Origin of the sequence: Mycoplasma procyoni, assembly GCF_017052595.1 — a bacterium.
Lineage (GTDB): Bacteria > Bacillota_I > Bacilli_A > Mycoplasmatales > Metamycoplasmataceae > Mesomycoplasma_A > Mesomycoplasma_A procyoni.
Map to the genome: position 1 here is coordinate 61,271 of NZ_JAFIDB010000006.1, position 26,667 is coordinate 87,937.

At 28.5% G+C, this 26,667-nt stretch carries 26 protein-coding genes and 1 tRNA gene; 10 read left to right on the top strand and 17 right to left on the bottom strand.

Annotated elements, in window-relative coordinates:
- The first annotated feature begins 2 nt into the window (after positions 1 to 2).
- From JV122_RS02950 to JV122_RS02960, 3 genes are all read left to right on the top strand, one after another.
- Positions 3 to 602: a hypothetical protein gene (locus tag JV122_RS02950; RefSeq protein WP_205843026.1), complete on the top strand. Its 600-nt coding sequence runs from the start codon at positions 3 to 5 to the stop codon at positions 600 to 602.
- A 177-nt stretch (positions 603 to 779) separates the two neighbouring features.
- Positions 780 to 853: transfer RNA gene (locus JV122_RS02955), tRNA-Gly, on the top strand.
- A gap of 437 nt (positions 854 to 1,290) precedes the next feature.
- Complete coding sequence (locus JV122_RS02960; protein ID WP_205843027.1) at positions 1,291 to 1,965, top strand: hypothetical protein; 675 nt, start codon at positions 1,291 to 1,293, stop codon at positions 1,963 to 1,965.
- A 43-nt stretch (positions 1,966 to 2,008) separates the two neighbouring features.
- Here JV122_RS02960 and JV122_RS02965 read toward each other — a convergent pair whose 3' ends face one another.
- From JV122_RS02965 to JV122_RS02975, 3 genes are all read right to left on the bottom strand, one after another.
- Positions 2,009 to 2,974, bottom strand: coding sequence for a hypothetical protein (locus tag JV122_RS02965; protein ID WP_205843028.1), 966 nt, complete (start codon positions 2,972 to 2,974; stop codon positions 2,009 to 2,011).
- A 138-nt stretch (positions 2,975 to 3,112) separates the two neighbouring features.
- The gene (locus JV122_RS02970; protein ID WP_205843029.1) at positions 3,113 to 3,766 is read right to left on the bottom strand and encodes a hypothetical protein; all 654 of its coding nucleotides are present in this window, start codon (positions 3,764 to 3,766) and stop codon (positions 3,113 to 3,115) included.
- Positions 3,767 to 4,229: 463 nt separating this feature from the next.
- On the bottom strand, positions 4,230 to 5,168 hold the full coding sequence (locus JV122_RS02975) for an L-lactate dehydrogenase (protein ID WP_205843030.1): 939 nt from the start codon (positions 5,166 to 5,168) through the stop codon (positions 4,230 to 4,232).
- A gap of 138 nt (positions 5,169 to 5,306) precedes the next feature.
- Between JV122_RS02975 and JV122_RS02980 the strand changes: the two genes are divergently transcribed.
- Complete coding sequence (locus JV122_RS02980) at positions 5,307 to 5,789, top strand: L-threonylcarbamoyladenylate synthase (RefSeq protein WP_205843031.1); 483 nt, start codon at positions 5,307 to 5,309, stop codon at positions 5,787 to 5,789.
- 4 nt (positions 5,790 to 5,793) lie between these two features.
- A complete protein-coding gene (rpiB, locus tag JV122_RS02985; RefSeq protein WP_205843032.1) occupies positions 5,794 to 6,243 on the top strand; it encodes a ribose 5-phosphate isomerase B in 450 nt (149 codons plus the stop codon).
- 32 nt (positions 6,244 to 6,275) lie between these two features.
- Here the strand turns inward: rpiB and JV122_RS05070 are convergent, their stop codons facing one another.
- From JV122_RS05070 to ileS, 7 genes are all read right to left on the bottom strand, one after another.
- On the bottom strand, positions 6,276 to 7,538 hold the full coding sequence (locus tag JV122_RS05070) for a DUF2179 domain-containing protein (RefSeq protein WP_205843033.1): 1,263 nt from the start codon (positions 7,536 to 7,538) through the stop codon (positions 6,276 to 6,278).
- A 142-nt stretch (positions 7,539 to 7,680) separates the two neighbouring features.
- Positions 7,681 to 7,938 carry a DNA-directed RNA polymerase subunit delta gene (rpoE, locus tag JV122_RS02995; RefSeq protein ID WP_205843034.1) on the bottom strand — a complete coding sequence of 86 codons (258 nt, stop codon included), beginning with the start codon at positions 7,936 to 7,938 and terminating at the stop codon, positions 7,681 to 7,683.
- Between the two features lie 2 nt (positions 7,939 to 7,940).
- Positions 7,941 to 9,551: an arginine--tRNA ligase gene (argS, locus tag JV122_RS03000; protein WP_205843035.1), complete on the bottom strand. Its 1,611-nt coding sequence runs from the start codon at positions 9,549 to 9,551 to the stop codon at positions 7,941 to 7,943.
- Positions 9,552 to 9,558: 7 nt separating this feature from the next.
- On the bottom strand, positions 9,559 to 10,272 hold the full coding sequence (locus JV122_RS03005) for a nucleotide exchange factor GrpE (RefSeq protein WP_205843036.1): 714 nt from the start codon (positions 10,270 to 10,272) through the stop codon (positions 9,559 to 9,561).
- An 8-nt stretch (positions 10,273 to 10,280) separates the two neighbouring features.
- Positions 10,281 to 11,273, bottom strand: a complete 993-nt coding sequence (gene hrcA / locus JV122_RS03010) for a heat-inducible transcriptional repressor HrcA (RefSeq protein ID WP_205843037.1) — start codon at positions 11,271 to 11,273, stop codon at positions 10,281 to 10,283.
- Between the two features lie 75 nt (positions 11,274 to 11,348).
- Positions 11,349 to 11,984 carry a signal peptidase II gene (locus tag JV122_RS03015; protein WP_205843038.1) on the bottom strand — a complete coding sequence of 212 codons (636 nt, stop codon included), beginning with the start codon at positions 11,982 to 11,984 and terminating at the stop codon, positions 11,349 to 11,351.
- Positions 11,971 to 14,634, bottom strand: a complete 2,664-nt coding sequence (ileS, locus tag JV122_RS03020) for an isoleucine--tRNA ligase (protein ID WP_205843039.1) — start codon at positions 14,632 to 14,634, stop codon at positions 11,971 to 11,973. Before ileS ends, JV122_RS03015 begins: the two co-directional genes overlap by 14 nt.
- A gap of 275 nt (positions 14,635 to 14,909) precedes the next feature.
- Between ileS and JV122_RS03025 the strand changes: the two genes are divergently transcribed.
- The 4 genes from JV122_RS03025 to JV122_RS03040 all read left to right on the top strand — a co-directional run bounded on the left by JV122_RS03025 (position 14,910) and on the right by JV122_RS03040 (position 18,337).
- Positions 14,910 to 15,212 carry a hypothetical protein gene (locus JV122_RS03025; RefSeq protein WP_205843040.1) on the top strand — a complete coding sequence of 101 codons (303 nt, stop codon included), beginning with the start codon at positions 14,910 to 14,912 and terminating at the stop codon, positions 15,210 to 15,212.
- A gap of 100 nt (positions 15,213 to 15,312) precedes the next feature.
- Positions 15,313 to 17,106 carry a translation elongation factor 4 gene (lepA, locus tag JV122_RS03030; protein ID WP_205843041.1) on the top strand — a complete coding sequence of 598 codons (1,794 nt, stop codon included), beginning with the start codon at positions 15,313 to 15,315 and terminating at the stop codon, positions 17,104 to 17,106.
- 14 nt (positions 17,107 to 17,120) lie between these two features.
- Positions 17,121 to 17,981 (top strand): MSC_0882 family membrane protein, encoded by an 861-nt coding sequence (locus JV122_RS03035; protein ID WP_205843042.1) that lies wholly within the window; start codon positions 17,121 to 17,123, stop codon positions 17,979 to 17,981.
- The gene (locus tag JV122_RS03040; protein ID WP_205843043.1) at positions 17,981 to 18,337 is read left to right on the top strand and encodes a hypothetical protein; all 357 of its coding nucleotides are present in this window, start codon (positions 17,981 to 17,983) and stop codon (positions 18,335 to 18,337) included. Before JV122_RS03035 ends, JV122_RS03040 begins: the two co-directional genes overlap by 1 nt.
- A gap of 55 nt (positions 18,338 to 18,392) precedes the next feature.
- Here JV122_RS03040 and JV122_RS03045 read toward each other — a convergent pair whose 3' ends face one another.
- The 7 genes from JV122_RS03045 to JV122_RS03075 form a co-directional block, all read right to left on the bottom strand.
- Complete coding sequence (locus JV122_RS03045) at positions 18,393 to 18,830, bottom strand: hypothetical protein (protein ID WP_205843044.1); 438 nt, start codon at positions 18,828 to 18,830, stop codon at positions 18,393 to 18,395.
- Positions 18,831 to 18,858: 28 nt separating this feature from the next.
- Complete coding sequence (locus tag JV122_RS03050) at positions 18,859 to 19,302, bottom strand: hypothetical protein (RefSeq protein ID WP_205843045.1); 444 nt, start codon at positions 19,300 to 19,302, stop codon at positions 18,859 to 18,861.
- 361 nt (positions 19,303 to 19,663) lie between these two features.
- Positions 19,664 to 20,032 (bottom strand): hypothetical protein, encoded by a 369-nt coding sequence (locus tag JV122_RS03055; RefSeq protein ID WP_205843046.1) that lies wholly within the window; start codon positions 20,030 to 20,032, stop codon positions 19,664 to 19,666.
- Between the two features lie 32 nt (positions 20,033 to 20,064).
- Positions 20,065 to 20,286 carry a sigma factor-like helix-turn-helix DNA-binding protein gene (locus tag JV122_RS03060; protein WP_205843047.1) on the bottom strand — a complete coding sequence of 74 codons (222 nt, stop codon included), beginning with the start codon at positions 20,284 to 20,286 and terminating at the stop codon, positions 20,065 to 20,067.
- Positions 20,286 to 21,368 carry a signal recognition particle-docking protein FtsY gene (gene ftsY, locus JV122_RS03065; protein WP_205843048.1) on the bottom strand — a complete coding sequence of 361 codons (1,083 nt, stop codon included), beginning with the start codon at positions 21,366 to 21,368 and terminating at the stop codon, positions 20,286 to 20,288. The genes JV122_RS03060 and ftsY overlap by 1 nt, the downstream gene beginning before the upstream one ends.
- Before the next feature lie 83 nt (positions 21,369 to 21,451).
- Positions 21,452 to 22,396, bottom strand: coding sequence for a hypothetical protein (locus JV122_RS03070; protein WP_205843049.1), 945 nt, complete (start codon positions 22,394 to 22,396; stop codon positions 21,452 to 21,454).
- Complete coding sequence (locus tag JV122_RS03075) at positions 22,386 to 24,050, bottom strand: ribonuclease J (RefSeq protein ID WP_205843050.1); 1,665 nt, start codon at positions 24,048 to 24,050, stop codon at positions 22,386 to 22,388. Before JV122_RS03075 ends, JV122_RS03070 begins: the two co-directional genes overlap by 11 nt.
- A 721-nt stretch (positions 24,051 to 24,771) precedes the next feature.
- Here JV122_RS03075 and JV122_RS03080 point away from each other — a divergent pair.
- Positions 24,772 to 26,526 carry a ribonuclease J gene (locus tag JV122_RS03080; RefSeq protein ID WP_205843051.1) on the top strand — a complete coding sequence of 585 codons (1,755 nt, stop codon included), beginning with the start codon at positions 24,772 to 24,774 and terminating at the stop codon, positions 26,524 to 26,526.
- The last annotated feature ends 141 nt before the right edge of the window (positions 26,527 to 26,667 follow it).

Below are 26,667 nucleotides of genomic sequence, written 5' to 3' on the forward strand. Positions count from 1 at the left end.
AAATGAGTAAAAAATTTTTTGGTTTTTTATCTACAATTAGCTTACCTTTTATTGCAACATTTTCTTGCCAAATGAATTCAGAAAGAAAAATCGATGAATTTAACAATGAGAACAATCTTTCCCAAAATGTTTTCAAACTAAATTCAAACAATCTTTGAAAACCTGAAGATTTAAAATCCAAAAAACATGTTTTTGAAATCAAAGATGAATCTTCTTTTAAAGACGAAATATTATCTCGTGTGTTATTTGAAAATAAAAAAGAAGAAATTACAAATGGATGAACTTCTTTTTCTAAACAATTTTCAAAGTTATTTGAAAAATCTTCACTAGAAAAATATCATATTATATACTATTCAAATTACGATTCTGTATTACCACTAGATACTGTTAAAGTTTCAAATAATAAAGTCGAAATTAATTACTCTTCATACAACATAAATACAAAAGCTATTCTTTCTTCACAATATATTATTCTTTTAGAAAAAACTAAAATTAGTTCAATTGAAAAAATTGAAGTAAATAATTTCAACACAAAAGAAAGTGATGCTTCCTATAAAAAGGAAATCTCGTCTATTAAATCAATTATTTATTTCACTAACTAACACAAAACAAGAAGTAATAATTTGTTGCTTCTTGGTTTTTATTTTGCCTTTGCAAAAGTCTATTTTTATGATAGAATTATTCTGTTATTTATTAACAAACAAAAATTTTTATGAAAAAAATTAAAAAAATGCTTGTCTAATAAAAAAATAGTGCTATAATAATATAGTAAATAACACGGGAGTGTAGTTTAATGGCAGAACTTCAGCCTTCCAAGCTGACTATGAGGGTTCGATTCCCTTCACTCCCTCCATTTCAGAAATGACCGAAAGCAACTTAAAAGTTGCTTTTTTTATTCTTTTAAAACAGATTAATTGTTTGTATATATTAAATACAAAAAAATAAATTTTCTTTGGTTCATTTTGAACTTTATGTTAAAATGAAATTGTTATAAAAAAGAGAGGAGAGAACATGAATAAACGAATGTCTCAAAATAATATAATTCTTAAGTTCATTAAAGTTATTAATGTTCTCTTTTTGCATCTCTAAGTTAAGAATAAATAATTTAATTTTTAAACAAATATTATTTCTTGTACTTGGAGTACAAGTTTTTTTATAACAATTTAAAATTATTGGAGGTAAAATGAAAAATATTAACTTCAATGTTGTTTTCAAACTTTGAAATTTAAAGAACACAAACAAGAAAGATGAGTTAATGAATCATAGAACTTTAAAATTGAATGAGGCACTATGTTAACAGCACTTGATTATTTACTGTTTTTTCTAATACTTTTTGCTCTTTCATCTTTGGTTCAACTTCCTTTATCTATTTTTGCTTTTAGAACCAGACACCAACAACACAAATATTATTTTCATTTTTGACAAACAGAAAAATATAAAGGATTTTTTCTTATTCTTTCTGCTCTTGTTTTTATATTTGTTTTAATTTCAAGTATTTGATTTTGAATTTGATTTTCACAAAACAAAACCTCTGTAATTTATTTAAGTTTATATGTTGTAGGAAGTTCATTATCGCTTTTTACTTTTGTTGAATTTTTCTTGTTTGTATTTTATAAGCTCAAAAACAATAAGCTTTATGACAAAAACTTCTTTAAAGAATTTGAAGACGATTACAATAAAAATAAAGATAAAATTAGTTTAATTGAATTTAAAAACAATGAAGATGAGATTATCACTGACGATGTTTATAATTTTGTGTTTATTCATGATTATGAATCAACAAGTTTCTTAAAAACATTTTCTCCTAAAGTTTTGAGTTTAGAATATGAAGCTTATTGAAGACTAAAATTAAGAAAGATTACTATGTTTTACAATGGAGTAATAGTACCTAAAAAAGAATTAAGAAAAGTAATTCACATTGCTTTCTTAGAGGCTGCTAAAAGAAATGATTTTTTCCAAAAATAAAAAACGAGATCGCTTTATAGTGTCTCGTTTTTTTCTAAAATGCCTATAATTCCTTTATAATCGCATTTCTTATTAAATAATATTTTGGAAATGAAACTAAAATCCAATAAGCAATTAAAATTATTACATAACTCAAAATAGATCATAACAGTGAGTTTATTGTACCTACCGAAATCAATGAAGTGATCGTTGTTATTGGGGCTACAAATAATACAATAAATATAATTCAATTGATAACAAGATATTTAAGAACATTAATTTTAATGTTATTTTTCTCGAAAACTCTTTTTACAAATAATAACTTATTTGATAAAAATAGAGGTTTTAATAGAAATGATAATAATCATCCAATTGGATATAGAAAAATAGTGTAATCATACATTTCTGCTTCAAATTTTTCTTTTTCAATATCGTTTCTTCTTGGTAAATTATAAGTAATTCTTTCGATATTTTCATTTAATCTAAGGTTATCACTTGCTTTGCATCCGTTTTGAGATTTTTCAAGTCCTCTAATTCTAAAAATATCAATAATTCATTTTTTAAAGTTTGTAATTTTAGTCAAGTCATAATTTTGTTTAGCAACTGCTTTTGTGCTGCTTCTGTAGAAGTTATTGTAATAAGATTTTATTATCATTTTTTTAGACATTAAAATTAATAGAGGTTGAATTAATACTAATGCTATTGGAATAGCTAAACAACTCATTACTAATCCTACTAATCCTATATTTGATAAAACAGACTCATATCTCAACATTATAGGTAAGACTGTCAAAATTGTTGCCAATGCTCCTACAATATTGCAAAACAACAATCAAAACATAATAATAAAGTGGCTTCTCAAAGCTATTTTTCTGTTTATAAATTTAACTCAGTAAAAATTTATAAACTCATCATAAAATAAATAATCACCATAAAAAGATCTTAATAAATGCGATGGTCTTATTTTAGATTCTTCAAAAGCTCTTATTATGGCAAAATCATGGTTCTCATATTCTTTATATTCCGACATTTTTTCTCCTTATCTTAAATATTATAACTTAAATTATTTGCATTTTAAACATCAGTTTCTTAAAAATTAATAACATAAATTTATTCAAATAAAAAAACAAGTCTGGTTAAAAAACTGAACTTGTTTTTTCTAAAATGCCTATAATTCCTTTATAATCGCATTTTTAATTAAGTAATATTTTGGAATCGCAACCATCAAAGCATAAGCTATCGCGATGATGAAGTAAGGTAAAATACTTCACAATAAAGTATTTATTACTCCAAAAGAAATAAGGAAAGTTATTGTTATTATTGGTGCTACAAATAACACTAAAAAGAATAATCAATTTATAGCAATATACTTTTGAAGTTTTATTTTTAGTCCATATTGCTGAAATATTTCTTTTACAAATAAAAGCTTATTCATTAAGAAAAGCGGCTTAATTACTATTGATATAATTCAACTTATAGGTCTAAGGATGATGAGAAAAGTTGATAAGTCTTTGGTGTTTTGAGAATACATTTCTTTTTCAATAGCAGATTCTTTAGTTATAATAACATCAACATTAGGATTAGGACTTAAATTATCAGATGCCTTTGAACCTTCTATTTGATTTTCTTTTTTAAACAAACCAAAAATATCGCTTACTCATTTTTTCTTATCTGTAATTAAGAGTCTATTGTAAGTTATTTCTTTTAGTTCTTTTGTACCTGTTATAAAATAATTTTTCTTGTAGCTTCTAATTATTTGTTTTTTGCAATAAAAATGTAAAACGGCTGCAAAATTATAGTAATTATAGGAAGAATTGAACAACTCATGATTATTCCAATTTCGCCTATTTGTTACTTTACAGAAAGATAATTAACCATAATTGCTATTGTGATAAAAATAGAAACTAATGCAAGCAAGATGTTTAATATTAAAAATCAAAATACTAAAATTAGCTTAAAACTCATTGCCATTTTTCTATCTATAAAATTTAATCAAATTGTGTTGATAAATTCTTCGTAGAATAAATAGTTTCCAAGGAAGGGTCTTAAAAAGTGTTTTGGTTTAATTGATTTGTTTTTAAATTGCTTTAAAAGTGTAAAATCATGATTCAATTATAGTTATACATGTTAAATTTAACTCCTTTTATTACATATTCTGTAACATATTTGTTTTGTCTTTTACTTCGGTTTGCTTAATAATAGTAATATTATATCGTTTAATACAAAAACACAGACACAAGTTTTATTGTTGTGTCTGTGTTTGTTTTCTTTATTTTAGTTAAAAATTATTTAATTGAATTGATTGTTTCTTTGATTATTCTTGCTGAATTTTTGAATTTAGCTTGTTCTTTTTCGTTTAGTTCTAGTTGAATAACTCTTTCAATACCGTTAGCTCCAACAATAGCTGGAACTCCAATAACAACATCTTGAACTCCATAGTCATCTTCTAGGTAAACACCTAAAGGAAGAACTGTTTTTGAGTCTTGTTGAATAACTCTTACTAATTGAGCTAAACAAGCACCAATTCCGTAGTATGTAGCTCTTTTTCTTTGGATAATTTCATATGCTTTTTTGTAAACTGGTTTTTCAAGTAGTTCTTCATAGTTTGAAGCATTAACTCCTGCTTTTTGTTCAAATTGTGAGAATGGTAATCCTGCAACTTTGAATGATGAGTAGTTAACTAATGATGAATCTCCGTGTTCTCCAATAACGTAAGCTTGGATGTCTTTTGCAGAAACTCCAATTTTTTGTGATAAAAGAACTTTAAGTCTTGAAGAGTCAAGAATTGTTCCTGAACCAATAACTGTTTTAGGGTCAAATCCTGTTTCTTTTAGATAAACATATGTAAGAACGTCAACAGGGTTTGATGCGATAATTGTAATCCCGTTAAATCCGCTTTGTTTAATTTTTTGAGCGATATCTTTCATAATTAAAGAGTTGTCTTTAACCATTTCAAGTCTTGTTTCCCCTGGAGCTTGTGGTCTTCCTGCTGTAATAACAACGATATCAGCATCTTTTGCGTCTGAATAATCTGCTGCAAAAACCTCAAAATCTCTTACTGAAGGAACGATTGTGTCCTCAAGGTCAAGAACGTTTCCATCTCTTGGTCCTTCAAATTTATCAATAATTCCGTATTTAGCTGCTAATCCTTGGTTAATTGCTGAATATAGGAATGATGTTCCTACAGCACCTGCACCAACTAAAATAATTTTACTCGCTTTCATGTGTCTCCTTTGTGATTTTATATTTTAAATTATATATGATTGCACCAAAAAAGAGTTTTGAAAAACTTAAAAATTAAAAAATTTACATTTTTTAGATATTGAAAACAACTTTTTGGATTTTTTAAATATAATTTAAGTATGAACTTAAATAAAGAAAAAACAGATAAAAAATATAGCGATGTATTTTTAACAACTACTGATACAGTTGTGGGAATCGGCGTTCCTGTAAAGGCAAATAAATTAGAGTTGCTTTATGAACTTAAAAACAGAGATTTAAGCAAGAAAATTATTATTTTAGTCGGTTCAATTGAGCAAGCTAGAGAGTTTAAAGAGTGAAACTCTAAAGCTGATGAGTTTGCACAGAAATACTGGCCAGGGCAAGTAAGCTTAATTGTTAATAATCAAGGTTTTAGAATGCCTAATCAAAAGGGTCTTTTGGAACTTCTTGAAAAAATTGGGCCTTGCTTTGTCACAAGTGCAAATCTTTCTGGACAAGCACCTTTAAGCATCGAAGAAGCTCAAAAAGTTTTTTCTAAAGTAAAAAAAGTTTATAATTTTGGTGTTGGAACAGGAACTCCATCAAAGATCATTAGAATAGAAGATGAAAAGGAATTAAGGTAACATTATGAAAAAAATGAAAATTGCTTTTGCAAGTGACCATGCAGGATTTGAACTAAAAGACAAAATCCTTGAGTATGTAAAATCAAAAGGTTATGAAGTTGAGGATTTAGGACCTTTTAATGGTACAGAATCTGTATCTTATGCGGAATATGGAAAAAAATTAGGTAAGTTTTTACAAGACAAAAAAGCAGACGCAGGATTTGCTTTTTGTGGAACAGGGCTTGGAATTTCTTACGCACTAAACCGTTTTAAAGGTGTTAGAGCAGCAAGAATAACAAATGTAAATGATGCTTATTTAGCTAAACTACACAACAACGCAAACGCAATTGCAATGAGCGGTAGATTTACAACATTCGAAGAAGCTAAAAAAATGGTTGATGAATACTTCGAAACAGAATACGAAGGTGGAAGACACCAAACAAGAATTGATCAACTTGATGAAATCGGTGAATAAACAAAACTTAGTGGCAACACTAAGTTTTAATTTTAGAATTTTTTCTTTGGTAGGTAGATGTATCCATCTAATGCTGTTACATCTGAAATTGAAATAAAGGCTTCAGAGTCTATTTTTCTAACATCACTAATAACTCTTTTTACCTGTCTAAATAAAGTAACTGTTGTAACTACATTAAGTTTTTTAGATGTGTATCCTCCGTGTCCATGGAACATTGTAACCCCTGAAACAATTTTTTTATCAGACACAATGCTTTGAGCAATTTTTTCTGAGTTTGCAATTGAGTAAATTTCAACACGTACCAATTTAAATTTAGGATATAGTTTATTTAAAACAATAATATAAATTACGTTTGTTAAAATAGTTGCAACAAAGTTTGGTGAAAGGTATAACTCAAAACTTCAAGCTTTAGAAGCTATTGCTAAAACTTCTGGATCATTAGAAGTTTTGGCTTCATTTAGTAAGATTGAACCAGGCAATCATGAACCTAACAGAACACCGATTAAAACAATAATTATATTCATATAACCACTTATTGTTCCAAATGATTTACTTTTTTCATTAGCATATCATTCACCGATTATCCCTGTTACACCCGCAGTTCCACCAATAATTTGGATTAGAGCGAAGATTCAAGCAAGTAAATATCCATAAACTATTGCATAAATAAATAAAGCAATAATGTTTCCTCCATCAGATCACAATAAAGGAATAATTGAGCTTAATGGTTTTTTATAGTCACTTAAAGCATTCTTAATTGCTTTGTTTGAAAAGTCTCCAATTAAGAAAATGTCGTTTGCTCCTGGAATCAATCCAATTCCAAAGGAAACAACACTTGAAACAGCTAAAAATATGATAGTAAGCTTGCTAAATGTTCTTCCGATTTTTTTATAACCAAAAATAAAAATCGGAATGCTTAAAATAATATAAGCAATTCAGAAAACAAACTGTTCGATTAGATTTCTAGTCGCCATTGAGACTTGATCTTCTTTAAATAATACTGTAATTAATCTTGCAAGAGCTTGTCCAAAGGCAGCTAGTCCAAAGTTATAAATACCAACGTTTTTAACAAAGAAAACACTGATAACACCAAAGAAAATGGCAGTTGCAACTGTTATTAAAGTAAGTTTTCAAAATGGCATTTTCTTGTAAAAATTAGCCATTTTTAGACCAAAATTTGACATTTTGGTTCTGTTGTAAACTGTATTAAGTTTTACTAAATGTGGCTTTGAAACCTCTTGTTCAAAGTCACTATCTTCTTGTTGTTCTTTTTTTTGTTCTAAATCATCTTGCATAAACACCTTCTTACGAAAAAATAAAAGACAACTGCGTTTGCTATTGTCTCCATTTATTAATTATAATACTTTTTTCTAAAAAAGTAAAGTATTTTGAAGTGTGTTGCACTTTTTATGCAAAATATTTGAACTTTTAAGAAATTTATTTTGTGTTGTAAAGAATTTCTGTTGTTCAAGAACCGTCGTTTAGTCTTCTAAAGTGGCTATCAACTGTTAGAAGTTTGTATAACTCGCCTCTTTTTCTTGTTAACATTTCATACTCTTCTTCTTCTGAAATATTTGAGTATTGTGAAATTCATTTGTCATATAGGTTTGCTTTAACATAATCGAAAATTTCTTCGAATTGAAGTTGTTTTCCGTTTTCTAAAGAATCTATCGCTAGTTGAATCATTGTTTTCATATTTACATCCTTTCTGGAGTAGAAACACCTATTAATTTAAGTCCTGTTTCTAAAACTGTTTTTGTTGCTTGGACTAAAGCAAGCAAGCTTTCTTCTCTTTCGTTTTGAATTACTCTTGAGTTTGAGTAGAATGAGTTAAAGTCTTTTGCTAATTTTATCAAATATTCTGATAATAAGTGAATTTTGTAGTTTTTAGATATTTTTTCTATTAATTCTGGAAATTCTCTTAATGTGTTTGTTAACTTGATTTCTGTTTCTTCACTAATTAATTTAGCATTTAATTTTTTGTTTAGTGAATCAGCTTTTGTTAGTAATTGTTTAGCTCTAGCATAGGCATATTGAATCATAAATACAGGATTTTTCTGTGTTTGTTCAATAGCAAGCTTAACATCAAAGTCTAACATTGAGTTTTCTGAACGATCAACCATAAAGAATCTTGCTGCATCTTTTCCAACTAACTCAATTAGTTCTCTTGCTGTAAATGTAATTCCTTTACGTTTGGACATTTTCAGTTCTTCTCCATCTTTCATTAATCTAACTATTTGACAAGTAAGAACTTTAAATTGTGTTTTTGAGTCATAACCAAGTTGATCGATAGCTATTTCCATTCTTTTTATATAACCGATGTGATCAGCTCCTCAAACATCAATCATTTTGTCAACACCTTGTTGCATTTTTTCGTTGTGATAAGCAATGTCAGGTAAGAAATAAGTAAATGAACCATCTTGTTTGATTAAAACTCTGTCTTTGTCATCTCCATAATCTGTTGTTTTTAATCACAGAGCATTGTCTCTTTTAAAAGTGTTTTGCAGTCTTGAAAGAGCTTTTTCGATTTTGTTTTCTTTGTATAAAGATCTTTCGCTAAAGAACTTATCAAAGGTAATTCCAAAGAGTTTTAAGTCCCTTTTAATTTGTCCCATTAAAATAGAAACTGAAGTGTATTTAAAGAATTCTTTGATTTTTGGATCGTTGTAATCAGCATCTTTGTATTTGTCACCATAAAGTTTAACAAGAACGTGAGCAACTCATTTGATGTCATCTCCAATGTAAGAACCTTCTGGTAATTGCATGCTTAAACCAAAGTGTTGTTGGTATCTTGTAAACACAGAAATTCCCAGTAAATCAATTTGGTTTCCTGCGTCATTAATGTAGTATTCTTTTGTAACTTGGTTTCCTGCAAAGCTTAAAATGTTTGCTAAAGTTGCCCCAACAGCAGCACCTCTGGCGTGTCCTAAATGTAGAAAACCTGTTGGATTTACAGAAACAAACTCAAGGTTAATTTTTTGATTTTGCTGTAATTTTCCGTAGTTTTGTCCAAGTTGGTTAATTTTGTTGATTTCTTCACTGTATATATTTGTTTCTAAAAAGAAATTAATAAATCCGGGTTTTGCAACTTCTACTTTTTTGATTGAGTATTTTTCTTTATCAATGTTTTTAGCAACTAATTCAGCAACTTCTAAAGCTGATTTTTGCATTTGTTTTTGAAGTAGCATCGCAACGTTTGTTGAAAAGTCCCCAAAACCTTTGGATTCAGTTAATATGATTTTTTGAGAAACGTTAAGTTTTGCTAAAGCTTCTTCAATTGCTTTAATAATTTTGTCTTTACTATTCATTTTTACCTTATTTTCCAACCACAACTACAGCAGGTTGAATTACTCTATCATACAGTTTATAACCGTTGTTTTTAACTTGAATAACTTTGTCTTTGAATTCTGGATTGTCTTCTAATTCATAAACTTGGTGAATTTCTGAATTAAATTCTTCACCTACATAAGGTTCAATTTTTGTTACTCCTGCTTCAGAAAGGATTTGCTCAATTTGTTTGAAAAGCATTGAAAATCCCTTTACATAGCTTTGCACAGAAGGGTTTTCTTGTTTTGAACCCATTTGGATTGCAAGCTCAAAGTTTCTTAAAGGCATAATAAGATCTTCAAAAAATCTTTGTAGTCCGTATTTTTTAATGTTAGTAATTTCTAGTTCTAGTTTTGAAGAGTTTTCGTCTTTGTGTTTTTGAATTTCTTCTTTTGCTTTTTGTTGAAGTTCTAAAGCTTTAGCCTTTAGTTCTTCATTATTTTTTTCTAATTGAACCTTTAGTTTTTCAACATCAAGTTCAAGAAGGGAAATCTTAATTTTTTGTTTTTCAATTAATGATGTTTCTTTTGATTTTTTTTCTGGTTTATTTGTTTGAGTCTGTGTTTGTGTTTGATTTGGGTTTTGAGTTTGGTTTTTATTATTAAATTTTGATTTATCGAATTTTTTGTATTTGTGATTTGGTTTAGATTTTTTTTCTACATTTTCAGTTGTAGAATTTTTAATTTCTTTATTATCTTCCATGAGTTCCTCTATTCTTTTTCTTCTTTAAGAAATTTTTCTAAAATTTGTAACCCTGCAAGAGCTAAAGAATAATCCATTCTTTTTGCTGAACCGATTATGCTTATTTCTTTTGTTCCTTCTGAACCTTCAATTTTTTTAGATATAAAAGCTGTTTGATCAGATTGAATTTGAATTTTTAAGTTTTCTTCTTCAGAAATTTTTCCTTCAATTGCTTCTCAAATGGATTTTTTTTCAATTAAATCTAGAATTTCAGTTAATCTTTCACGAGAGATATCTCTTGAAAGAATTAAGTTACTTTTATTATAAATTTTTGTTTCAACTTCTTTTTTAAAATTAAACACATTTTGCATAAATGTATTAAGAATGTTGTCAAGATTTTTTATTTCTTTAGCTAATATAGGTACTAAAATTTCAACAATTTTTTGGATTTCATCAAGAGCGACATTTACTAATCTTTCTTTGAAAATTCTTACAGCAATTCTCACGTCTTCTCTTTCGACTTGATCAGAGAAGAAAATAGTTTTGTTTTCAACTTTTCCTGAAGATGTAACTAAAATAATTACACCCATGTTGTTGTCGATTAGTGTTAAATTTATGGAACGAAGTCTTTCGCTTGAGTTGCTTGAAGAGGTAATTAAGGTAATTCCTGCAATTTCAGAAATTAATTTCGCTGCTTCTTCAAGAGTTTTGTCAATGGAAATTCTTCTTTTTGCAAACAGATCTTGAAGTCTGCTTTCGAGATCTGTGTCTTCGGGGTGAGCTAAATGTTTAGCATAATATTCAAAAGCTTTGTAAGATGGAATTCTACCGCTTGAAACGTGTGATTTTTCTAAAAATCCTTCTTTTTCAAGTCCCGCCATTACACTTCGAATAGTTGAAGGAGATGCATTTAGATTGTATTTTTCCTTCAGTGTTTTAGAACCGATTGGTTCTCCGTTTTCAATGTAACTTTCAACAATTTTTTTTAAATAAATTGTGAATTTGTCGCTGTTGTGTTCCATAATTTAAATTATATTAAAAAAGTGCTTTTTTCAATAACAAAAACAGAAACCAATCAAGTTCCTGTTTTTGTTTTTTTAGTCTTGTTTTTGCGAATTTTCTGTATTTTCTGTGTTTTCGGCACTTTGCGGTTGTGAATCTTGCTTTTTAGACTTTTTGAAATAAGGCATAATTAGTGCTTCGATAATGATTGTTATAGCTACTCCAATCGCTCCAGCACCAATAAATAGATCTGCAAAGTTAAATGTTCCATTGTCTCTTCAAGGGATGAAAAGAATGTCTTTAACTCCGTTTGCATAAATAAATCTATCTAGCATATTTCCAAAATCACCAGCAGCTAAAAATCCTAAAACAACTATATAATAGTACTTTTTGGCAAAAATCATGAAATGAAGTGCTACCAAAAACACAACAACACTCAGGATGTGAATTGTAATGAAACCGAGTTTTTCATGCAACTTAGAAGTTACTCCAACATGCAAAATAGGTCTAAATCCAATTACTTTGTAATCAAAAAGATTTTTTCCTTCAACTCAATTTGGTCTCTCCACAAATTCTTTGTGTTCAAAAATTAAGTTTTTTGTTAGTTGATCAACTAAAATTAAAGCTAACAAAATTGAAAACGTAATAATTCCATTAAATAAAAGACGTTTTTTATCAAATTCTTTAATATATATTAATCATTTTTGAAAACTTTTTTTAATTGCTTGCACTTAAAACCTCAAAACATCTTTTACAAATATCTTCTTTCATGTCTTTTTGCTCAAAGTGATTTCAGCATCTTTGACATTTTTGAGAATCAAAGGCAGATACTTTAGTTTCTGAAGCAAACTCAACAGATCCTACCATAAATAATTTAACTAAATCTAGTGACTTAATAAATTCAGAATCTGTGTGTAAGAATACTTTAGCTTCATTTTGTCTCTTGATTGTTCCTTCTTTAATTTGCTCTTCAATTAGTTTATAAACTTGATCTTTTAGATCAAAGAATTCTTGTCATTTTTGCTCTATTGAGTTGTCAGTTTCTTCTTGTTTAAAGAAATATTCTAAGTGAACCGATTCCTTTTTATTTTCTTTATTAAAGTAAGAATAAGCTTCTTCTGTTGTAGTTGGAAGAATTGGAGCAAGAGCGATAATTAATGCTTCTAAAAGGTCAAATAGGTTCTTTTGGATCATTTTTCTTTCTTTTGAATCTTTTGCGTCAGCATATAAAGAATCTTTTGTTATAGATAGATAGAATCCAGAAAAATCAATAATGAAGTTATTAATTTCTTTAACAACTAATAAGAATCTGTGTTCATCATAGTTTTTGATAATTTTGTTTTTTAGTTGCTTAATTCTTTGTGAGATTAACTCGTGAACACCTTCTAATTCAACACTTTGTTTTGAGTCAAAATCATTGATGTTTCCTAATAAAAATTTAATTGTGTTTCTAATTTTTCTGTAAATTTCAATGTTTTGCTCAAAGATTTTTAGAGAATAAGAAACGTCGTTTGGATATTCACTGTTAGCTACTCAAAGACGAACAACATCAGCTCCGTATTTAGAAATCAGAGTTAGTGGTTCAACTCCGTTTCCAAGTGATTTTGAGAATTTTTGTCCTTTTTCATCAACAATAAATCCATGTGATAATAGTTCTTTATAAGGTGCTTTCTTTCTGAAAACTACAGAGTTAATTAGTGATGAGTTGAATCAACCTCTGTATTGATCTGAACCTTCAAAGTAAAGTTCAAATGGTTTTTCAGTTCCTTCAATATCTACAGCGATTGAAGTAGATCCAGAATCAAATCAAACGTCCATGATATCCATTTCACGTTTTCAATTTCTATTTCTGTATTTTTCTGGAAGTAATTCGTCTGTTGTTTTTTCAAATCAAATATCAGATCCGTGTTTTTCTACTAAAGAAATTACATAATCAAAAATTTCTTCATTAATTACTGGTTCTTCATTTTCGTCATAGAAAATTGTAATAGGAACTCCTCAAGCTCTTTGACGTGAGATGGTTCATTCTTCTCTGTTTTCAATCATCTTAATTAATCTGTTTTTAGCTCAATCGTGGTGGAATTTAACTTCTTCAATTGCGCTTAAAATGTCTTTTTTGAATTTGTCAATTGAAACAAATCATTGTGGTGTTCCACGGAAAATAATTGGTTTTTTAGTTCTTCAGTCATGTGGGTATGAGTGTTTGATAAATTTAAGTCTTAATAAATCTTTGTTAGCATCTAAAAACATTCCAATTTCTTTGTTTGCATTTTCATAGAAATGACCAGCAAATTCTTCAGCTTCTTTATTTAAAACTCCATCATCAGCAACGTGCATAATCATATCTAAATTATATTTTTTACCAACTAAAAAGTCATCAACCCCGAATAACGGAGCCATGTGAACAAGACCTGTACCAGCTGTAATTTCAACGTGGTGACCAAGCACAACTAGCCCTGTTTTGTCTCTTTTTACAGGTCTTCTGTATTCAACATATTCAAGATCTTTTCCTTTAAAACTTGAAACAACTTTGTACTCTTCTCACTTAACGTCTTTAGCAACACTTTCTAATAATTCTGTTGCAACAACATATCTTTCGTTGTTTGCCTCAACTAAAGAATATTCAAAGTTTTCACCTACAGCAACTCCAGAGTTAGCAACTAAAGTTCAAGGTGTTGTTGTTCAAATTACAAGCTTATCGCCTTCTTTTACAAAGGAATTTCCCTTTGTAACGCTAAAAGAAACCATGATTGATGGTGATGTATGTTCTGCATATTCAACTTCTGCTTCAGCAAGCGCTGTTTGTGAAGAAGGCGATCAGTAAACAGGTTTTAGTCCTTTTTTAAGTAGCCCTTCCATTGCCATCTTTTTAAGTAATTTTAGTTGCTGTGCTTCAAATTTTGGATCTAAAGTTTTGTAAATAACTTTGAAGTCATTTAAAACTTGTAATTGCTTCATTTGTTCTTTTTGAATTTCAATTTGTTCAAGAGCATATTCTTGAGCGTGCTTTCTAATTTCAAGAGTTGAAAAGTCTTTTTTATCTTTATTTAGTTTTTGCAGCATTTTAAGCTCGATTGGAAGTCCGTGTGTGTCTCATCCATTTACAAAAGGCGAATAGAATCCCTGTAAGCTTTTGTATCTTACAATGATGTCTTTAATTGTTTTGTTTAAAGCATGTCCTAAGTGGATGTTTCCGTTTGCATATGGAGGTCCATCGTGTAATACATATTGTTTATTACCTTTATTTTTCTTTAGAACTTGTTGGTAAAGTTCCATTTTTTCTCATTGTTCTCTGTATTTTTTTTCTTTTTCAACTAAATTTGCTTTCATTTCAAATTCTGTAGAAGGCATATTTAGGGTGTCTTTGTAATTTTTTTCCATTTTTTCCTTTCTTAAAAATAAAAAGTCCGCATTTAAGGGCTAACGTACCACCTTAAATCAGACTCTCTTTTAATCTCGTTTCGTGAGATAACGCCTTGTTAGGTCTCTGAAGTGATATTTTATACCTTCCAGATTGATTTTCACCAGCCATCAATTCTCTTATGCTTTTCAGTATAAAACGTGTCTTCGTCATAGATAATTCAGTTTTTGTAAAAAAATTATATAATAAAATCAAAAAATGTTATAATACATTAAATAAATACATGGAGTTTGTTATGCAAAAAGAAAATACAATCAACGTTCAACAAGAACAACAACCAAAACAAAAAAAACGTAAATGAGGAATTAAAAAAGCTGTAACAAAAAGAGGAAGATACAACAGATGAATCTGAGGACTAACTCTTTTATTTGCTTCTGCTGCTATGATTTCTGTTGGAGTATATCTAATCTGACAAAGATCTACATATGCACAAAACCCGGTTGTTAATGACACTAAAAGAGCAGAAGAGAGTCAAAATGCTCAAGATGGTTCAACACCAGCAAAAACTGAGGAAAACAAAGACCAACCAACAGCTTAATTTTGTATTTATATTTTAATTACACTCAAACAAATGCAATAGTGCATTTGTTTTTTTAAACTAAACAAAGAAAAGGAAAATTTATTGTAAAATTTATAATATGAATAAAGATAAAATAAGGAATTTTGCAATCATTGCACACATAGATCACGGAAAATCAACTCTGGCTGACAGAATTTTAGAATTAACAGGAGCTGTAGCTCAAAGAGATCTTAAAACACAACATTTAGATTCAATGGATCTTGAAAAAGAGAGAGGAATAACCATTAAGTTGAATGCTGTTCAACTTAAATACAAAGACTACGTTTTTCACTTAATCGACACACCGGGACATGTCGACTTTACTTATGAAGTTTCAAGATCACTAGCAGCTACAGAGGGGGCTTTATTATTAGTTGATGCAACTCAAGGAATTGAAGCTCAAACTTTAGCCAACGTTTATTTAGCTATTGACAACAATCTTGAAATCATCCCAATTATCAATAAAGTAGACTTACCTTCTGCTGATCCAGAAAGGGTTAAAAAAGAAATTGAAAATGTTATTGGTATTCCTGCTGATGACAGTGTTTTAATTTCAGCTAAAACAGGACTAAACATTGATCAAGTTTTAGAAGCTATTGTGGAAAAAGTTCCAGCACCTAAAGATGCTAACGACGATGAAAATCTGCAAGCTTTAATTTTTGACTCTTACTTTGATCCTTACAAAGGAGTTGTTTTACTTGTAAGAATTGTAAAAGGAAAAATTGCTGTTGGTGACAGTTTTACATTGATGTCAAGTGGAAAAAAATTCCATGTTGTTGAACTCGGAGTTAGAACCCCTGCAGAACTTAAAAAAGAGGAATTAGTTTCTGGAGAAGTTGGTTGAATAGCAGCTTCCATCAGGGATGCTAAAGATATTTCTGTTGGTGATACAATCACTTTAACAAAGAGTCCTGCAAAAGAACCACTTCCAGGTTATAAAAAACTAAAACCTGTTGTTTATACAGGATTTTACCCTATTGACAGTAAAGATTACGACTTACTAAAAGAGTCTCTTGAAAAGATTTCTCTTTCAGATTCTTCAATTACTTTTGAACCAGAAAGTTCTAAGGCTCTTGGTTTTGGATACAGAATTGGTTTCCTAGGGATGCTTCACATGGAGATTTTACAAGAAAGACTTGAGCGTGAGTTTAACATCGATCTAATTGCTACAGCACCTTCTGTAGAATTTCATGTTTTTAAAACAGATAACACAGTAGAGGTTATTGCAAATCCTTCTTTATTACCAGATCCAACATACATCGATCACATTGAAGAACCTTACATTAAAGCTTCTATTATAGTTCCTGAAAATTATGTTGGTTCAATTATGGAACTTTGTCAAAACAAAAGAGGAACTTACATTGATATAGAATTTATTGACTCAAACAGAAGAAGAGTTATTTATGAATTACCTTTAGTTGAAATTATTTTTGATTTCTTTGACAGACTTAAATCAATTTCTAAAGGTTATGCTTCTTTTGAATATGAACTAATTGGTTACAGAGAAAGCTCATTAATTAAACTTGACATTCTTTTAAACGGTGACAAAGTTGATGCCCTTTCAATGATTGTCCACAAAGATTTTGCTTATCCTAAAGGTAGAGAGCTTACAGAAAAACTTAAAGAAGTTATTCCAAGACAATCCTTTGAAGTCCCTGTACAAGCCGTAATTGGTTCAAAAGTTATTGCAAGAGAAACTATTAAAGCCTACAGAAAAGACGTTACAGCCAAACTTTATGGTGGAGATCCTACAAGACGTCAAAAACTTCTTAAAAAACAAAAAGAAGGAAAAAAACGGATGAAAGCAATCGGTTCTGTTGAAGTTCCACAAGAAGCATTCCTTGCAATTCTTAAAACAGATAATAACAAATAATAAAGGAGAATATTATGGATATTAACCCATTAAATAGCAATGATACTATTAAATTCTCAGCAACTAAACAAGAAACAAACGCAAAAGAATTAAACAAAAAAGCTGTCGAAGATCCTTTGGGTGTTGTTCCTAAAGGTGCTTATAGAGTTTTTGCACTTGAAGGTAAACTTTTAATTGCACACATCATTTTTTGAGGAGTTATACTTCTGTTTTTAGGAATAGGTGCTTCTTTATATTTTACAAATTCACTTGGTTATTTGGGTGTTGATACAAAGAAATGAACTTGAACTTGATTAATAATTCCTATTGCAATTGGTTTGTTTAGTTTTTATAAATTCTTCGCTTCTATAATTAATTTTTCTTCAATAAGAAGATCTCTCAAAATTTATAGATCAGAATTAAGAAAGGATGTGCAAGCACTCCCTTCTGCAATTGCTCGTTTATTCAAAAAAATAACTTTTGTACAAATTAAACATAACTGACTAACTATCTTTTTTGTCTTTTATACAGGATTAGCGGCTTTTTTAATATGAATATTACAGGATAAAAAGTTCCTTTGAGACGTTTTAAATTTTGAAAAATGAATTCACGCTTTAACACCAAATCCAGACTTTTTAGCATTAATGATGGCTATTTCAATCGGAGTTGTTTTAGTTATATGAATCGTTCTTACTCTTTTTAGAAGAGGGAGAACAAATGATATTGCAGAATACTTTGGTTTCCAAATTGAAAAAGACACAAACATTGAAGAAATTAAAAGCAAAAAAAATAAATTCTATTTAAAGTTATTTTTATTATCAATCGCTATTGTTACAATCATCCCTATCATTGCAGCATTAATTATTAAAAGATTTGTTTTAGGGAGAAAGAAATAATGAAAAACAAAGAAGATAAAATTAAGGTTTTAATAGAAAAAAATAAACAAAAATTCTTTATTATTTTTGTTTTATCAACCTTCAATACGCTATTTCTTCTTCTTGTAATTTGAGCAATTTGAAAAGTTGATTTATTCCTTGCGATCGGAATTCCTGTTGCTCTTATTATACTTTTTTCTGTTTTTGGTTGATTATACGCAACAAGAGTTTCAAGATTTAAAAGAGTGCTATTAAGTGAATATGAAGAAATAGAAGAAAAAGACTTTAGTTACTTTATAGAAAGAACAACCAAGAAATCATTATTAATTAAAAAAGACCTTCTTAAACTCAAACTAATAGAAGAAGATCTTGAATAAAATAAACTAAAACTCCCTATTTTCCCTTTATAAAGGAAATTAAGGAGTTTTTTTATTATTTTGGAACGTCTATCAATTTTCCTCTTTTGAGTTGAATTTTTATTATTCAAAATCTTGGAATGACCAAAAAAATGCTTAATACAAATTTTGATTCATATATCAGAATATACTCAAATAACAATTTATCTTTTCCTAAAATTCTGTCTATTCTTTTTTGAGTCAATCAAAATGGAAAGAATGCTTTAAAATCGATTCTATCTATTTCTCCATCTTTTATTCTCTCTTGTCTTCGAAAAATTAACAAACAACAAATAGATGAATAAAGAAGCATTGTGGCTACTGGTATTTCCACAATTGCGTAATAGTAAGTCCACTTAATACTAATTACAAGAAAAATAGAATTTATTAAGCCTGTAATTCAACTAAAAAATAATATTGATGTATATATTTTTTTGTAGAATACAATTCTAATTTTGTGTTCTAAAACTTTCATTTAATTTTTAAATTTTAATATTCTAATCTTAAAGAAGCGCTCAGTAAAGAGGGAAAAATCATGTAATTCAAGGATTTACATTGGAAATTTTTTTAAGTTTTTTAATTTGTTTTTCAGTTTTGGTTTCTACTTTTTGTTGTGATTTTGTACCTCAGTAACCAATTAAAAATAAGAATTTAAAAAGTTTGTTTGCTTTTATTACATCTTTTTCTTCTGGGTTGTCAATGTCAAATATTTTATATATTCTTCATAAAAAACTTAAATTTCAAATTGTTGTTGAAATAAGAACAAGATATGGAGCTCAAAAATATAAAATATTCTCTGTCATTGTTAAACGAAGTACAGGATCTTTTCCATAAATAGAAAGAAAGAAGAGAATTGTATTAGAAATCATCGCTATAAGTAAAAGTGTATAAATTAATACTGTGTTTCTTTTGATAGTAGTCCCGAATCTTAATAAAACTTTATTCATTTTTATATCCTTTCTAGGTGTTAAAATCTGACCATAAGTCATTAATACCTTTAAATTTCAATTTATATCTAAATTTATTTAACTATTTTTAAGAGTATTATGGGGGGGGTCAGTTTTTTTAATTGATTGTTTTTTAAAATATTTCAAATCATTTCCACCTCCTTAACTTTTTATATCAAATAAATTTTAACACCAGAACAAAGGGAATTATAGTAATTTAAACTAAAAATTTTAAAAGTGTGATTTTATTTTATAAAAACTAAATTTAAAATTTTTGCTATTATCAAATTTTAAAAAAGTAGTACAATTTAAAATAACAAAAAAGAAGATAGAATCTTCTTTTAAATTTTTCAGTTAATGTTTAATTTTTCTTTGCTTTTCTTTCTTTGTAAAGTCACAAAGGATTTTGTTTGACTTTAAAATATAAAAATATTTCAAGAACATAAAATGTTACAGATAATAAATAAACTAAAGAAGCAAAGAAAGTCAGTGTTATTGATATTTCTTTTGGAATCGCACTATTAAATAAATTATAAATTGTGTTTATTAACACACCAAAAGTAGCAAATACGAATGTATTAAAAGTAAGTAAATTTAACTTTTCAATCTTTCCTCAAACGTGTGTTTTTCTGAAAGTTTGATAAGGTTTTTTAAGTCTTAAAAATAAGATTGTACAAGCTGAAAAGTTTCATAAAAGAAATAAATTGATTTGAACTATTACTAATCACATAATTAAATTATATTAAATTCCTTTCTTGAATCTTAATTTTCAATGCTTTTTTCTATTTTAAGAAGTTTTTCTCTTGCTTTTTTAAGAGCATCAAATGCTGCTCCTCTACTTGAAGCAAGTTCTTGAGCTATTTCAGAAATTGATAAATCTTCAAAATAAAATAAAGCAAAAGCTTGTTTTTGTGTTTGTGTTAAAAGGCCTGAATATTTTTCAAAAAGAGAGATCATTTCTTCTTTTTTTTCTAGATCTTCCATTATTTTTCCTGTATTAAATCCTTTGTAAGTGCGTAAATAAAGGCATCTAAATCAAACTCTTGAAGATCTTCCATTTTTTCTCCAAGACCAATTAATTTAACATTTATATCTAGATCTTCTTTTATAGAAAGAATAATTCCACCTTTGCTTGTTCCATCCATTTTAGTTAAAACAATTCCTGAAATAGGAGTTACTTCTTTAAAGTGTTTTGCTTGTGAAATTCCGTTTTGTCCTGTTGTTGCATCAATTACTAATAAACTTTCGTGAGGTGCTTCAGGAATTCTTTTTTGAATAATATTACTGATTTTAGCAAGTTCATTCATTAAATTAACTTTGTTTTGGAGTCTACCTGCAGTATCTATAATTAATAAATCAAATTCTTCTGCAATAGCTTTGTCTAAAGCTCTATAAACTATTGAAGCAGGATCTGTTTCATTTTGATTTGGTGTAATAATGTCAGCTCCCGCTCTTTGAGCTCAAACAGCAAGTTGTTCTACAGCAGCAGCTCTGAAAGTATCTCCAGCAGCAATCAGTACTTTTTTGTTCATATCTCTGTATTTTTTGGCTATTTTAGAAATTGAAGTAGTTTTTCCTGCTCCATTAACTCCAACCATAATAAAGATATTTAGTCTTCCATCTTCATAGTTAAGTTGAGTATTTATAACAGAGTTGTTTGCATAAATTGTGTAAATCTTATCAGCTATAATTTCCCCAATTAATTTAGGATCGTCAATGTTTTCGTTTTTAACTTCTTTTTTAATTTCATAAAGCATAACTTCAACAAGAGAATAAGAAATATCTGACATAATTAAGATTTCTTCAAGTTCTTCAAAGAACTCTTCGTCTATTTTTTTATGACTGTTTTGAAGACTTATAATTTTTTGTGTAAGAGTTACATTTGATTTTTTAAGCCCTTCAACATATTTATCAACTTTGTCTTCTTTTGCAATTCTTTTTTCTAAATCTTTTTCTATTTGTTTTTCAAGTTTTTGTTGTTTCTTTTCTAATTCTAGTTGTTTTAATTCTTCTTTTTGTTCTTTAGTTCCAAAAAGGCGAGTTTTTAATTTTTCAAAAAATTTCATATCTATATTATAATTCCTTTTTATTTTTTAAGTTTGAGAATATTTAAATTAATAAATTAACAACCCTAAATGGATTGTTAATATTAATCTTCAAAAGGGTTTTCAAAAGGCAGAGTCGCAGAATAATCTATTTCCTCTTGCTCATTTTTGATGTCTGTAAAATTAATTGACACTTCTGTTGTGTTGTTTGAAAACACTGTATTTTCTGTATTTTCGTCTGTTTCTTGTGTTTTTACAACAGAATTTTTGCTTTCTAAAAACGAAGGTTCTTGAGTTGTGTTTTCTGTTTGTTGATTTTTCTGTTGATTGTTTTGATGCTCAACAATCTCTTGTTGAGTCACAACAGCAACTTGATCATTTTCTTTTTGATCTGTGTTTTGAGTTTGTTCTATTTTCTTGTTTTTGTTTGTTTTTTTAAGTCTTTTATTTGATGATATCACTAAAACATAGTGCTTTTTAGAAAGAATTACTACAACTGTTATGTAGATTAAAAGGGCTAAAGCTAAAATAATTAAAGCACCTAAATTCGTTGCAAGTGAGATCAATAAACTTACACAAAAAATGATTGCTGCACCAAAGTGAAAATCATTTGGCAACATTGCATCTTTTGTAGATTTAAAGGTTTCTCAAAATCTGCTAAACTGCTCTTGCATAGCAGAAAATCCTCATTTGTAATTTATTGAGTCAATGTTTAAACTGAACTCGACCAAAAAGACAATTAGCATTGAAATGATTGCTAAATCAATCATTGTAATTCTGTATCATTTAGTCTTTAAAAAGTTTAAATGAGTAATTTTTATAAAGGAAATAATGAAAATTAGCCCAAAATAAACATAGCTAAAAACTCCAAAAAAGAGTCCAATTGTATAGCTATGAATTGTTGATAATACAGGGATTTTCACTATTGAAAAAACAAGAAAAGCAAGGTTGATCAAAAAGACTGAAATTCAGACAAGTCTGCTATCTTTAATCTTTTCGAACTTTGTTTTAAAAGGTTTTTGATTAGTTTTGTTTTTTTTAAACTTCATAGAATACCACAACCACTAATGGTTCTTTGTCGTACATTTTGTATATTTTTTTTCTTACATTTTTCTTAATTTTTTCTTGAATATCTTTAAGAACAATCTTTTTAGGAGATTCTAAAAATGCTTGATAAGTTAATGATTTGATTAGATCATGAACTTCTGTTTTTGTTTCTCTTGTGATGATTCCAGAAGAAGAAATTTGAATATCACCCATTAGTTTTTTAGTTTTGTAATCAACTAAATGAGTGATAATAATTACTCCTTCCCTTGCTAAAGCTTCTCTTTCTCTAATTACTTCTGCAGAGATATCGCCAATTCCAAAACCATCAATAATTACTTCTCCAACACCCTTTGCAGTTCCTTTTTGAGAGTGTAATTTCCCATCAATAAAGCTTGCTATTTTTCCGTTTTGCAGAACTATACAGTGAGCATTGTTAATTCCTGCAGCTGCGGCAATTTGAGATGAAACAACCATGTATCTATAAAGACCTTGTAAAGGAATGAAGTAATTTGGTTTTAGTGTTTTAGCTGCCATAAAGATATCTTCTCTAGCAGGTCTAATTCTGTAATATTCGTTTTCTGTAATATCAACTACTCTTGGTGTAATTCTTGCGATTTCATCGAGTGTTAGTGCATATAAAACCTCTAATCCATTTAAAGGAGGCGCAATCATTATTACTGTATCTGTAGGTACTAATTTTAAGAAAACATCATTGTTATCTGTAATTCTTAAAAATCTTTGATACAATCTTTCGCTTGTTGAAGTTACTAAAATTACAGCATTTTTGTGTTTTGATAAGTCTTTATAGTCAATGAATTCGGGCATTGGAATATTCTCGCCATTGATCTTAATTTTTTGAATTATCTCAACAAGTTGTCCATAAGTTCTACCATAAACAGCAACTGGTCTGTTGTATTTGAGTGATAAATCTAAAATTTCTTGTAAAAGAGCCATTTCTTCATCAAAAGCCCCTACAATAATTCTTGCGTCTTTTTCTGTCTTTTCAAAAACTTTAGAAATTAAAGGAGTAACATCGATTTTGTCAATTGCTTTTCCTTTGTAGTTTGCTCTTCCAGAATCGATTAATAAAGAGTGAATTCCTTTTGGAGTCTCAACTGAATTTTTGATGTAATCAAGATCTGTTGTTCCATAAATATTTAAAGAACCAACAATAAAATTAAGCATTACAACGATTGCTCCATCTTCAGTTTCGATGTTATAACCATAAAGACCTGGTAAAGAACCTGCTAAAGGAATTGCCTTTACAAAAGCGTGCTTAAAGTTTAATTTTTCAGAAGTTAATGAGATAACTTCGTAGTCATTATGTCCTATTTTGTATTTTGAAAGTCTATCTAGAACTAAAAATTTTGTAAAAGGAGAACAATAAATTTTTACTCCTTTTATTTTCATCAATAATCAAGGTAGTGCTGAAAAAGATTCATTTTTAGCATCTGTAATGAAAATTCCTCTAATTTTGTGTTTATTAGCTTCTAAATAACTAAAATCAGGAATTAAAGTATCAACTCCGTTTGTAGAACTTACAGGAACTTTTGTCCCTGTATTTATAACGAAAATATCATCGTTCACTTCAACAACATATGAGTTTTTTCCGTTTTCGTCAAGACCTCCCAGTCCAAAAATGTTAATTTTTGCCATTTTTTCCTTTCTTTTATTAATAATTGTAAATGTTAAGGTGATTAATTTTATATTATTATAAATTAAAAACTCAAATAGTCTATAAATTATTTAAGTTATTTTATAAGCTTTAAAGCGAGCTTAAAAACTTTTATTTTTGTAATTTCAAAAAAATTGCCTTTTTTCTTTAAAATTTTTCAAAAAGTGAAATAATTAAATAGTAGATGGTAAAACATCTACACTCCCTTTCTGATTATATTTTTCTTGTCTTGAGGGGTTAAAAATTTGTTTTATTTTAAAAAATCTTAATTTTCCTTTTCCTAGCCTTTTATAGTTATATTTTTAAATTTTATTTGTTGTTAATTTTCAAATTTTCCTTTACTTATTTTATTTTTCCTTTCTCGGGTTTATCATAATTCCTTTGCAAATCAACTGACAGGAGTTATTTGCGTTTTCACCGAAGGAATTTTGTTTGAATAGTTGCCCTTTCTATATTCAAACATTTTTGCTCATTTATTTTTTTATTGGTTGCTAGGTTATATTCTTGCAGGAAAAGGAAAACATTTATAAAAGGCGCACTTTTTCAATTATTATATCGATATAAAATTACAATAATATAGACAAAATCAAAGCTTTACTAATTTGCTTTGATTTTTTTATTTTGTCTCTTGTAAAAATTTTGTAAAATAATAGAAATTAAAACTTGAAAGTTTACATTATTAATATAAAGTTAGGAGAAATTATGCAACCAACAAAAATGTTTGCATTGGGAGGAATGCAAGAAATCGGGAAGTCTACTCTTGTTATAGAAGACCAAAACGATATTGTAATTATTGATGCAGGAATTAAATTTGCAGACAGTTTTACAACAGGAATAAAAGGAATTATTCCGGATTATTCTTATTTAAAAGAAAATCAAGATAAAATCAGAGGATTATTTATCACACACGGACACGAGGATCACATCGGAGGAGTTACTTATCTTTTACAGCAAGTTCATGTACCTACAATTTATGCTCCAAGAATTGCAATTCAGTATCTAAAGGCTAAATTTGATGATAGAGGAATAAGAAGAAAAATTAACTATGTAGAGATCGAAAGAGACGCAGTGCACAAATTCAATTCTCTTGTTGTTGATTTTTGAACAGCTCAACACTCGATTCCAGATGCTTTTGGAATCCGAGTTACTTCGCCAAATGGATCAATTATGTGTACAGGAGACTTTAGATTTGACTATACACCAATCGGAAACTTCACAGACTTTTCTAGACTGCAAGAAATTGGAGAACAAGATCTTAGCGTGCTTTTATCAGACTCAACAAATGCTATGAGACCTTTTCACTCACCGAGTGAAAAAGATATTCTTAAAGACATCGAAACACACATGCTTGCGGCTCAAAAGAAAATTATCATTACAGCTTTTGCTTCAAACTTAACTAGAGTAAAAGTTATTATTGAGCTTGCTGCAAAATTAGGTAAAAAAGTCGTTACTTTTGGTCGTTCAATGGTTAGTGGTGTTCAAATAGGTAGAAAAATGGGCTACATTGATGCACCTGCTGATGTCTTTATTGACAAGAAAAATATTTCCAAATATCAAGACAACGAGTTAGTTATTTTAACAACTGGATCTCAAGGTGAGCAAATGGCTGCCCTAAACAGAATGTCTTTAGGAAAACACCCTCAAGTTACACTAAAACACGGAGATATGATTATTTTCTCTTCTTCACCAATTCCTGGAAACAGAATTAAAATTGAATTATTAGTTAACAAACTATACAAACTTGGTGCAATTATAAAAGAAAATGGTGTAGATGGATATCTGCATACTTCTGGGCACGCTTACAAAGAAGAACACGAAAAAATCTTTAAACTTACAAAACCAACTTACTTTGTACCTTACCACGGAGAATACAGAATGTCTGTAGTTCACGGTCAAACAGCCGTTGAAAACGGTGTAAAACCTGAAAACATTATTATTCCAAAAATTGGAGAAGTTCTTTATTTAAAAAACAAAGTTTTAACTAAATCAAAAGAAGTTGTAAATGCTGGACCGATTTTCATTGATGGAGATGTTGTTTCTAAAGTAAACTCAAATATTATCAAAGAAAGAGCAGCTTTAGGAGAAAACGGATTTGTCTATGTTACTATAGCAATTGATAGAGAGAAAAATAACATTGTTGGACGCCCAAGAGTCATCTCAAGGGGTTCTTTCTATGTTAAAAAATCAACAGAATTTGTAGAAGAAATTAAAAGAATTGCTCACGGTGCTATTCTGTTTACAATTAGAAACAAAAAGGACTGAACAATTCCAGAACTTAAACAACTAATTGAAGAAAGACTAACTCCTTTCTTCTACAGAGAAAAAAGAAGAAATCCTTTAATTCTTTCTTCTTTCCTCTTTACAGACAACAAGAAAAATCCTCTTGAAGGTCTTGAAAACACAATTACAAATACAGAAATTGAAGATGATATTGAATTAGAAGACCAAGACGAATAAAATACAAAAACTCCCCTGTGTTTCCCAGTTTAGGCAAGAAACAAGAAATATCACTTTTTTACAAAAGTTGATATTTTTTTATAACAGCACTTTAGATAATATCTCCATAAATTCTTTATACAATAATTCTTCTTCAAGGTC